Consider the following 9,928-nt stretch of genomic DNA (forward strand, 5'->3'; position numbering starts at 1 on the left):
GCCACTCCGCCAACTGCTCCGGCCACCTGCGGCCACCTGGAACCGCTACGGGACCTGACCTGCTCGCTGCACCTGATGCCGGGCGCGTCTACGAGGAGTCCGGAGCCGACCCAGGCGAGGGTCGTCCGCAGACGTGCCGCCACCGATTCACCGGTGGCGGCCCGGCTGCTTGCCGTGTCGGACGCCGCCGGTCACCCGCCCGGGGCGGCATGGGTGGAATTCGCCGGCCACAGGTGACCGTGCCGGGTGCCGCCCCCCGGAAGGGCCGGTCCAGGCTGGGGTGCAGCTGGTCAGGAGGCTGCGGCCGACACCGGGGGCCGAAGGTACCGCGCAGACACAGAACCCCAGAATGCCGCGCCGCCGACACCGAGCCGATGGCCGTGTACATCTGCGCACAGGTGGGGCGGGTTGCCGCAGCAAGCTTCGTCCTGCCCACTGCCGGGCGTCGGCAGGTCACGCTGACCGCCCGGGTTCCCTTCGCGGCCACGGCGTCCGGGTCAGGTTGCGGAGTAGCTGAGGTCTCCGATCGTCCAGCTGCTGATGTCCTCGATGGCGATGCGGTACATGCCACCGGTGTGGGGCAGCCCGAAGTCTCCCTGCAGGATCTGCGCCCGGTGCAGGTGAAGATGAGTGGGCCGTGCAGGCGCGCCCTCTGTGGGTCGGGCGAAGAGGGCGGCGAACGGCTTCAAGTGGTCCGAGGCTTCGAGGACTTCCGCCACTCGCTCCAGCCACAGGGCCACCGGCGCGAGCCTGCCGGTGATCACCGCTCCGGGGACCACCACGGTCAGGGACATCTGGTTGCTGTGCTCGGACTCCACCATCGCGGCGATGTCGACGAGCAGCCCGTCAGGGTTCGACATGACGGACAGGTTAGGACACAGCGGTCGCGGACGCGACACCCACCCCGCTCAGCAGCGTCCGGCCCGGACGCCCCGCTCCAACCCGGAGCGGTGCGCGAGGAGGGGACCGGCGGCCGGCGTGCACAGTGATCCCGGTCGGCGGCAGTACAGCTCGAAGAGGGCAAGGGCGGACAAGCAGCTCATCGAGGTCGGCGCTCTGGGAGCGGCTCCTCCGGGACCGAAAGCCCCTCCCCTCACGGACGACAGCTCCGCCTGCGACCCCCTGCCGGCCTCGCCCCAGCCAGCCCGGGGCCGGCCCGAGCTGGCACAGAGGCTGGGCCGGGACGTGCCGGCGGATGGTCAGGCTCTTCCCGCTCACCTGGAGAGGAGATCGCCGATCTCCATCGCCTGTGGCAGCAGCGCTGAGGGCCCGCCGGGAACGAGCCCGTGGGCCGAATGGGGGTCTCGTCAGAGCTTGAAGAGTGCGGCGTACGGCTGGGTGATCCGCCGCTGCTGTGAGCCGAAGTCGACGAGGACCGCGATGTCGCTGTCGGCCTCGACGCCGATGGCCCGGCCGAGGCCGTACCGGTCGTGCGAGACCCGGTCTCCCACCGCGAACCGCTTGCGCGGTGCTTCGACTCGGACTTTGAAGGGACTGGTGGGCAGGTGGCGCCGGGCTACTGATTTCGTCATCCCTTCCAGTATGCAGCGAAAACCACAAATTGACCCCGCCCGGAAGTCCGCATTCCACCAGCCCTGGTACAGCGAGGAATCTCCACCGTTTCGGGCGGCAAGCCGACGGAAAACCGCCTGCGGGACAGGGCCGGGAGCACGGCGCGCGCAGCGGCCGTGCCGTGCCCGCTCCCCGCGACCCGGGCAACCGGGACAAGCGATTGATCGCCAACTTCCCCGCCAGGATGGCTAGTTAGTACCATAGGGGCAGCGAGAAACCCGTCCGCAGGGTGGGGCTCCAGCGCCTCCGGGGGAAGATTTCTCACCACTGTGAGCTGCGGCCTGCTAGAGTCTCCTTAGTTGCAGTAGTGGTTCCCATGAACTTTGTGTGCGCCTGCTGATGTATCGCAGGCGCATTTTTGTTTCCCGGCAGGTTTTCCGGGTGGGTGCTCATCGCGGCGACTCGAAGCGGGCACTGTGCACGCTTCGGACAGCCCCTTGAAGGAGATTTCTTTATGGCTAATGGCACTGTGAAGTGGTTCAACGCGGAAAAGGGCTTCGGCTTCATCGAGCAGGAGGGTGGCGGTCCTGACGTGTTCGCCCACTACTCGAACATCAACGCCAACGGCTTCCGTGAGCTGCTCGAGGGCCAGAAGGTCGAGTTCGACGTCACGCAGGGCCAGAAGGGCCCGCAGGCCGAGAACATTCGTCCGCTGTAGTTTTTCTGCCACGGCACCCGCCCAGCAGCGAGGGGCCCGCACCGCGTACACGCCCGGTGCGGGCCCCTCGGCATTGCCCCACGATCAACCCCTGGCCGTCGAGGCCCCCTTGGCTCCGCCACCGGCAGCCGTCCCCACGCGAGCCGCACAGCGCCGCGTCCGGATCGGCGCCCTGCCGTGAGATCTCACGGTTCGAGGATCTGCGCTCCCGCCCCCGTGGTGAGCGCCGACCGCAGGTGACGTGCCGCACGGTTCTACCGTCCACGCTCCGCCCCGTCATACTTTTCGGCCCGCTTCCCTGCGGGCTCCGCCGGCGCCTCGCGCTGCGGAGCCGCGTCGTGGCGTGCCGCCCAGGAAGGTTTCCCATGAACCGCTCCAGCCGCTCCTCGTACCAGAACACCAACTCCCGCTCCGCCGCCTCCTCCCGCTCCGGCGGCGGCACCGGCTACGGCTCCCGCTCCGGCGGCAGTTCCTTCTACGGCGACCGCCCGTCCGGCGGCCGGAGCGGTCGTCAGCACTCAGGCCCGCAGGGCGAGTTCGCGATGCCGGTGAGCACCACCCCGGCGCTGCCGCCCGTCGCGTCCTTCGAGGAGCTGGACATGCCGGCGGCGCTGGTGTCGGTGCTGACCCGACAGGGCGTCACCTCACCGTTCCCGATCCAGGCCGCGACGCTGCCCAACTCGCTGGCCGGCCGCGACGTCCTCGGCCGGGGCCGCACCGGCTCCGGCAAGACCATTGCCTTCGGCCTCGCCGTGCTGGCCCGCACCGCCGGGCAGAAGGCCGAACCCCGCCGCCCGCTGGCCCTGATCCTGGTCCCCACCCGGGAGCTCGCGCAGCAGGTCACCGAAGCCCTCACCCCGTACGCCCACGCGGTGCGCCTGCGGATGGCGACCCTGGTCGGCGGGATGTCGATCGGCCGCCAGGCCCAGGCACTCAACCGCGGCGCAGAAATCATCGTCGCCACCCCCGGCCGGCTCAAGGACCTGATCCAGCGCGGCGACTGCCAACTGGACGGCGTCGGCGTGACCGTCCTGGACGAGGCCGACCAGATGGCCGACATGGGCTTCCTGCCGCAGGTCACCGAGCTCCTCCAGCAGGTCGCCGAGGGCTGCCAGACCATGCTGTTCTCCGCCACCCTGGACCGCAACGTCGACCGCCTGGTGCGCACCTTCCTCAAGGACCCGGTCACGCACTCGGTGGACCCGTCGGCAGGCGCGGTCAGCACGATGGAGCACCACCTGCTGCACGTGCAGAGCAGCGACAAGAACGCCACGATCGCCCACATCGCCTCCCGCGACGGCGGGGTGATCATGTTCATCGACACCAAGCACGGCGCGGACCGCCTGGTGCAGGACCTGCTCGCGAACGGGGTGAAGGCGGCCGCCCTGCACGGCGGCAAGTCCCAGCCCGAGCGCACCCGCACCCTGGAGCAGTTCCGCAACGGCCAGGTGACCGCGCTGATCGCCACCAACGTCGCCGCCCGCGGCATCCACGTCGACGGCCTGGACCTGGTGGTCAACCTGGCGCCGCCGAGCGACCACAAGGACTACCTGCACCGGGCCGGTCGCACCGCCCGCGCGGGTGAGTCCGGCACTGTGGTCACCCTGGTGCTGCCCAACCAGCGCCGGGAGATGGCCCGCATGATGACCACGGCCGCCATCACCCCCGAGTCCACCCGGGTGCACTCCACCGACGAGGAACTGCCGCGCATCACCGGTGCCCGGGTGCCCACCGGCATCCCCACCGTGATCGCCACCCCCGTCGTCGAGCGGGCGAGCCGCAGCGCGTCCACGAGCCGCAACCGTCGGCGCCCCTCCACCGGCCGCCGCACCCAGACCGTGAGCAGCCGTCAGGCAGCGCCCGTCGCCCTCGCCGCGTAACTGAGCCAGGTGTGCCCCGCTCCGCCGCGCGGAGCGGGGCACGCCCACATCCCCGAGGCTTACGGCCACCACCGGTGGCGACCGCACCGGCGCCCCTGCCTGCCGAATTGCCCCGCGCCGCTACCTGCGGCCCCGAATGCCGCCGTCACCGGCGGGACCAACCCGAAGGAACCGCCCGTGACCATCGCCCTCGAACGTCCGACCACCACCGCCACGGTCGGCGACCTCATGAGCCACACCGAGCTGCAGATCAGCGACGACGCCACGGCCGACACGGCGATGGACATCCTGCTCAGCTCCGGCGCGGACCACCTGCTGGTCCGCGACGAGGACGGCCGCTGCGCTGGCTTGCTGACCCGCCTGCACCTCGCCCCGTTCCAGGCCCGTTCCTGGTACACGGAGCGCACCCCGGTCCGCGACATCCTCCACGACCGTGCCCCGTTCGCCACCGCCGACATGCCCGCGGCCTTCGCGGTCGCCGCCATGCGCTCCCGCGGCCTCGACGCATGGCCGGTCATCGACCACGACGGCCACGCCATCGGCCTGCTCACCGCATAACACCCGAGACGGGTCCGCCCCTGCCCGGCCGTGGCAAGCTGACACAGCCGACCGGCATACCTGGAGTCCGGTGAAGGGGGCTCTCCCCAGGGCCGCCACGTGTCGCCGGGGCCCCTCGGCGTCGGACCGGCCGTCGCACGACTACTGCGTGTAGGCCGCACGCTGGGTCGAGAGACGCGAGGGTGGGGCACCACAGGCGGGCGCAGGCCGGGCCACGACGATCCGGGGACCAGGGTGAACCTGATCCACACGATGAGCGTCGACGTCGCAACCGCCCGCTCCACCGCCTCCGTCGCGAGCGCACGCGAGAGCACCCGCCCGTCCCTTCCTCCACGCCCTCGCCCACCCCGTCAGCACGGCGGCGGCATCCGCACCCTGAGGGTACGAACGGGCCCGGTGTGATTGGGGCAAGGTCACCGGGGCAGGCGCTGCGTATGAAACTGCTGACACCTCCCGGGGTCTATCCGCCGCAGGGCGACAGTGCCCTGCTCGCCGAAGCCCTGGGCGAGGAGCTGACCCGGCGCAGTCCGGAGCGGCGCGAACTGCTCGAGCTGGGCACCGGAAACGGGGCCTTGGCCGTGGTGGCGGCCGCGCACGGCGCCCGGGTCACGGCGGTGGACGTCTCCCGCCTGGCGCTGACCACCGCGTGGGTCAACGCGCGGCTGCGCGGCCGTCGGATCCGGCTGCGGCACGGTGACCTGACCGACCCCGTCCGCGGGCGTGTCTTCGACGTGGTCATCAGCAATCCCCCGTACGTCCCCGCGCCAGGCGCGGCGGTGCCGGAGCGCGGCCTGGCGCGGGCCTGGGACGCCGGGCCGGACGGCCGGTTGCTGCTGGACCGGGTCTGCCGTCAGGTGCCCGGCCTCCTGGCGCCGGGTGGGGTGCTGCTGCTGGTGCAGTCCTCGCTGGCGGGCACTGCGGCCACCGTCGACGCGCTCGTCCGAGCGGGGCTGGAGACCGAGGTCGTGGCACGCCGTCGGCAGGAGTTCGGCCCCGTCATGTCCGCCCGAGCCGGCTGGTTCGAGCAGCAGGGGCTGATCGCCGCCGGTGTGCGGGACGAGGAACTGGTGGTGATCCGTGGCGCCCGCCGATCCTGACACCCACGGCCGTGGCATCGCTGGACGCGACGCGGTGCGCGTCCGGCTGACCGAGCACGGCCCGATCCTGGTCGAGGGCCCGGTCGAGATTGTCCTGCCCGACGGGACCACCGCGCGTTCCGACCGCCCGACGGTCGCCCTGTGCGCCTGCCGCCGCAGCAAGTGCTACCCGTTCTGCGACACCAGCCACCGCCGCCACTCGCGCGGCCCGTCAGCCGGCCCCACCGGAGGCGACGCTCCGCAGTGAACTGTCACCCCGCCGCCAGTGCTCCAGCAGGTGGGCAGCGAACCGGTCCTCGACCAGGCCGGTCGCGGCGATGCCGAAGGCGATGTCATCCTCCAACTCCGGCTCGCTGAGCAGTAGTTCGCGGATGACCCCGTGGCGCACCAGTTGCTCGTGCACGGCGTCCGCCTCCACGTGCTCGCGGTAGAAGAGCGTCCCCGCCGGCCCGGCCCCCAACCGCTCGAACGCCTTGGCGAGGCGGGCGGATCCGGGGGACGAGGTGATCTCCACCGTCGCGAACTGGCCCACCGCCGCACCGCGTAGCGCCCGGTGCAGGCCGAACAGCGACATCAGGTTCACCACCGCCAGTGCGGGCGCGGCCGCCACCTCGGCGTAGTGCCCGTAGGTGGGTTCCAGCCCGAAGTCGGCCATCATCTCGGCGAACAGCAGCGAGTGCGCGCGCTCTGCGCGGCCGGCCCCGTACTCGTCGAACTCGACGGCCACGTAAGCTGCTTGGGCCGCGCCCACGAGTCGGGGGATGACCCACGCCTGCGGGTCCGCCTCCTTGAGGTGGTAGAGGGAGCGGTGCATCAGGTACTCCTGCGCCTGCCGGCGCATCCCCTCCTCGAGCAGGAAGTACGAGGGACCGCTGCCGTCGACCGGTTCGACGAGCAGCTGCTCCAGGAGCTCGTGCAGCGACGGCCGGTCCCCGGTCCGCGCCCGCAGCTCCGCCAGGAACGGCCGCTCCAGAGCGCGCCGCAGGCGGAGCTGCGCCGGGTGCCACTCCCAGTCGGCGTCCACGGCGGCGAAGCCCCGGTAGTGGAGCTCGTAGCAGAGGTACAGGGCGAGTTGGTGGTCCTCGCTCCAGCAGTCCTGCTCGGCCGGGACCGGGCGAAGAGCGGCCTCGTGGTCCTCGGCCGGGTCCGTCCGCAGCAGGGTGATCACCGCGCGGGACAGCGGGCCGCGGGCGGTCGGGAGCTCGGGGCCTCGGTGGGTGGGGGTCATGAGGGCTCCTGGTCGAGTTCGAGGGTGCAGCATTTGGCGCCGCCGCCGGCCTTGCGGAACTCCGAGACGTCGACGCCGATGGGGTCGAAGCCACGGGCGGCCAGTTCGTCGGCGAGCCGCCCGGCGGTGCCGGGCAGGACGACGTGGTGGCCGTCGCAGACGGCGTTGAGCGCGAATTCCTCGGCTTCCTCGCCGGTGGCCTGCAGGGCGTCGGGGAAGAGGGCCGACAGCGTCGCACGGCTGGGCGTGTCGAAGGCCGCCGGGTAGTACATCACCTGGTCGTCGGAGAGCACGGCCAGTGCGGTGTCGAGGTGGTAGAAGCGGGGGTCCACCAGGGTGAGGGTGACCACCGGCAGGCCCAGCACCGTCCGCAATTCGTTGTGAGCGGAACGTTCGGTGCGGAAGCCGGTGCCTGCCAGCAGCATCCGGCCGGCGGTCAGCACATCACCCTGGCCCTCGTTGACCCGGGTGGCGGTGCGCACGCGACGGTACGGGTGCTGGGTGAACCACCTGCGGAAGTGCGCTGCCTCGGGCGCGCGTTGGGGGTACTTGAAGCGGGAGACCAGCACCGTGCCGTCGACGATGGTGGCGGCGTTCGCGGTGAACACCATGTCGGGCAGCCCCGGGCGCGGTTCCATCACGTGGACGGTGTGACCGAGTTTGCGGTGCACCGCGAGCAGTCGCTCCCACTGTTGGACCGCGCGGCGGGTGTCCACGACGGCGCCGGGGTCCATCCAGGGGTTGATGGCGTACTGAACGCCGAAGTACGTGGGCGGGCACATCAGGTAGTGCCGACGGCGGGTGGAGGGGTGCATCGAGCGCTCCGCTGTGATCGGGTCCCGGGGGGCAGCTACCTCGGCGGGCATTCTTATTCGGCACGGGCCCGGCTCCCGGGCACGGGCCCGGCTCCCGGGCACGGGCCCGGACAGACCCCGTCCCCGCGCCCGGGGCCGCAGGTCAGCGGTCGCCCTTGAGCCTGTCCGTGACCTTCCCGGCCGCGTCCTTGACGTCGTCCGCGGCCTGCTTGACCTTCGCTCCGGCCTGGTCGCCCTGCCCCTCGGCCTCGAGCCGGTCGTTGCCGAGGGCCTGGCCGGTCTTCTCCTTGGCCTTACCCGTGAGCTCCTCCGCCTTGTGCTTCACCTTGTCCGAACCGCCACTCATCGTGCTCTCCTCTCGCTCGGTGCCCCCTCGGCGCTGCTGCCCGCTCCGGCACGGATGTATGCAGCCCGCCGGTGACTCCTGTCCCTACCACCGGGGGCCCGACCATCACCCGGACGAGCTGTGGGAAAGGGCAGGTCCAGCGGGATGATCCCGGCCCGGCCGGGCAGGCGCCCCAGTGTCCCCAGCCGCAACGAGGAGCGAGGGCGCCATGAGCAGCGATCAGTTCACCCCGCAGGACCCGGTCGGGCAGCACCCCGGGCCGGACTTCGCCGAGCAGAGCCAGCCCTACCCGGGCCGCAGCGACCGGATGGAACCCGAGCCCGACTACGGCGAGGCCACCTACCGAGGCACCGGACGCCTGGCGGGCCGGGCCGCACTGATCACCGGCGGCGACTCCGGCATCGGCCGGGCAGTGGCCCTCGCCTACGCGCGGGAGGGCGCAGACCTGCTGTTCTGCCACCTGGCCGACGAGGAGGACGACGCCGCCGAGACCGTCCGGCTGGTCGAGTCGGCCGGGCAGCGGGCCGTGGCCGTGGCCGGCGACGTCCGGGAGGAGGGCATGTGCGCCGAGCTGGTCGAGCGTACGGTCGGTGAACTCGGCCGCCTGGACGTGCTGGTGAACAACGCCGCCTACCAGATGGCCCGGGAGGAGGGCCTGGCGGCGATCAGCACCGACCAGTTCGACCGGGTGATGAAGACCAATGTGTACGCGATGTTCTGGCTCTGCCAGGCGGCGCTGCCGCACCTGCGGCCGGGCTCCTCCATCATCAACACCGCGTCCGTTCAGGGTTACCACCCCAAGCCGCACCTGCTCGACTACGCCACCAGCAAGGGCGCGATCGTCACCTTCACCCAGGGCCTGGCCCGCCAGCTCGCCCCCGACGGGATCCGGGTCAACGCGGTCGCCCCCGGCCCGGTCTGGACTCCGCTGATCCCGGCCACCATGCCGCCTGACCAGGTCGCGGCCTTCGGCCGGCAGTCACCCCTCGGACGGCCCGCCCAGCCCGCCGAGATGGCCCCGATCTACGTTTTCCTCGCCTCCCAGGAGGCCGGCTACGTCACCGGCGAGGTGGTCAACGCCACCGGTGGCAACCCGCTCCCCTGACCGCGGATCTCCCGGGTTCGCCGCACCTTCTCGGAAGGGCGAGGAAGAATGACAGGGTTCGACGCCTTCGTGAGCTTGTTGGACTACCCCGTGTACGTGGTCACCGCCACGACCGGGGAGGAACGCGCGGGCTGCCTGGTGGGCTTCGCCAACCAGTGCTCCCTGGAGCCACCCCGGTTCACGGTGTGGCTCTCCAAGGCGAACCACACCTACCGCATCGCCCGGAGCGCGGAACTGCTGGTCGTACATCTGCTGCCTTCGCACCGGCACGACCTGGCGGAGCTGTTCGGAGGTGAGACCGGCGACGAGACGGACAAGTTCGGCCGAGGGCCCTGGAGCCCGGGACCGAACGGTACGCCCGTCCTGACGGAGGCACTGGCCTGGTTCGCCGGTCGCATCGAGCACCGGGCGGACTGGGGGATCACGTCGGGCTCTCGCTCGCGCCGATGACGGCAACGGCTCGCCCAGGCGGAACCCCGCTCGCTTTCCAGGAGGTCCGTGACATCCGCGCCGGCCACCCCGCGTGAGACGCGCTGCCCGGGCTCGTCGTGCCGCCTTGCCCGGGGCCGCTGATCAGGGATGTTGCAAAGTCCGGGGATCTTGTAGGTGTGCTGGTCAGGCGATGCCGAGGAGGTCGAGCGGGCGGCTGAAGGGCTCGTAGGAGGCGTG

Annotated in this window: 12 protein-coding genes; 7 read left to right on the forward strand and 5 right to left on the reverse strand. The window is 71.6% G+C overall.

From position 1 onward, the window contains the following. Positions 1–497: 497 nt before the first annotated feature. Both ACIRPK_RS33120 and ACIRPK_RS33125 read right to left on the reverse strand, forming a co-directional pair. Positions 498–860 (reverse strand): hypothetical protein, encoded by a 363-nt coding sequence (locus ACIRPK_RS33120; protein WP_403045623.1) that lies wholly within the window; start codon positions 858–860, stop codon positions 498–500. Positions 861–1,307: 447 nt separating this feature from the next. Continuing rightward, the gene (locus ACIRPK_RS33125) at positions 1,308–1,532 is read right to left on the reverse strand and encodes a hypothetical protein (RefSeq protein WP_403045625.1); all 225 of its coding nucleotides are present in this window, start codon (positions 1,530–1,532) and stop codon (positions 1,308–1,310) included. 494 nt (positions 1,533–2,026) lie between these two features. Here ACIRPK_RS33125 and ACIRPK_RS33130 point away from each other — a divergent pair, with 494 nt between their 5' ends. The 5 genes from ACIRPK_RS33130 to ACIRPK_RS33150 all read left to right on the forward strand — a co-directional run bounded on the left by ACIRPK_RS33130 (position 2,027) and on the right by ACIRPK_RS33150 (position 6,012). Beyond that, entirely contained in the window at positions 2,027–2,230 is a 204-nt protein-coding gene (locus tag ACIRPK_RS33130) for a cold-shock protein (RefSeq protein WP_030918248.1), read from the forward strand. Between the two features lie 365 nt (positions 2,231–2,595). After that, on the forward strand, positions 2,596–4,110 hold the full coding sequence (locus tag ACIRPK_RS33135) for a DEAD/DEAH box helicase (RefSeq protein ID WP_403045628.1): 1,515 nt from the start codon (positions 2,596–2,598) through the stop codon (positions 4,108–4,110). A gap of 177 nt (positions 4,111–4,287) precedes the next feature. Then, positions 4,288–4,668: an HPP family protein gene (locus ACIRPK_RS33140; protein WP_403045631.1), complete on the forward strand. Its 381-nt coding sequence runs from the start codon at positions 4,288–4,290 to the stop codon at positions 4,666–4,668. Positions 4,669–5,102: 434 nt separating this feature from the next. Continuing rightward, positions 5,103–5,765, forward strand: coding sequence for a HemK2/MTQ2 family protein methyltransferase (locus ACIRPK_RS33145; protein ID WP_403045633.1), 663 nt, complete (start codon positions 5,103–5,105; stop codon positions 5,763–5,765). A gap of 34 nt (positions 5,766–5,799) precedes the next feature. Further along, positions 5,800–6,012, forward strand: coding sequence for a CDGSH iron-sulfur domain-containing protein (locus tag ACIRPK_RS33150; protein WP_403045635.1), 213 nt, complete (start codon positions 5,800–5,802; stop codon positions 6,010–6,012). Here ACIRPK_RS33150 and ACIRPK_RS33155 read toward each other — a convergent pair. The 3 genes from ACIRPK_RS33155 to ACIRPK_RS33165 all read right to left on the reverse strand — a co-directional run bounded on the left by ACIRPK_RS33155 (position 5,977) and on the right by ACIRPK_RS33165 (position 8,154). Then, a complete protein-coding gene (locus ACIRPK_RS33155) occupies positions 5,977–6,993 on the reverse strand; it encodes an iron-containing redox enzyme family protein (protein WP_403045638.1) in 1,017 nt (338 codons plus the stop codon). The genes ACIRPK_RS33150 and ACIRPK_RS33155 overlap by 36 nt on opposite strands. After that, the gene (ddaH, locus tag ACIRPK_RS33160) at positions 6,990–7,808 is read right to left on the reverse strand and encodes a dimethylargininase (RefSeq protein WP_403045640.1); all 819 of its coding nucleotides are present in this window, start codon (positions 7,806–7,808) and stop codon (positions 6,990–6,992) included. The genes ACIRPK_RS33155 and ddaH overlap by 4 nt, the downstream gene beginning before the upstream one ends. A 142-nt stretch (positions 7,809–7,950) precedes the next feature. Beyond that, positions 7,951–8,154 (reverse strand): CsbD family protein, encoded by a 204-nt coding sequence (locus ACIRPK_RS33165; RefSeq protein ID WP_403045642.1) that lies wholly within the window; start codon positions 8,152–8,154, stop codon positions 7,951–7,953. A gap of 208 nt (positions 8,155–8,362) precedes the next feature. On the opposite strand from ACIRPK_RS33165, the gene ACIRPK_RS33170 reads away from it, so the two are divergent. Both ACIRPK_RS33170 and ACIRPK_RS33175 read left to right on the forward strand, forming a co-directional pair. Beyond that, positions 8,363–9,259: a glucose 1-dehydrogenase gene (locus tag ACIRPK_RS33170; RefSeq protein WP_403045645.1), complete on the forward strand. Its 897-nt coding sequence runs from the start codon at positions 8,363–8,365 to the stop codon at positions 9,257–9,259. A gap of 48 nt (positions 9,260–9,307) precedes the next feature. Continuing rightward, the gene (locus ACIRPK_RS33175) at positions 9,308–9,709 is read left to right on the forward strand and encodes a flavin reductase family protein (protein ID WP_403045647.1); all 402 of its coding nucleotides are present in this window, start codon (positions 9,308–9,310) and stop codon (positions 9,707–9,709) included. Positions 9,710–9,928: the final 219 nt, after the last annotated feature.

This window comes from Kitasatospora sp. NPDC101801 (genome assembly GCF_044766665.1).
In the GTDB taxonomy this organism is placed as follows: domain Bacteria; phylum Actinomycetota; class Actinomycetes; order Streptomycetales; family Streptomycetaceae; genus Kitasatospora.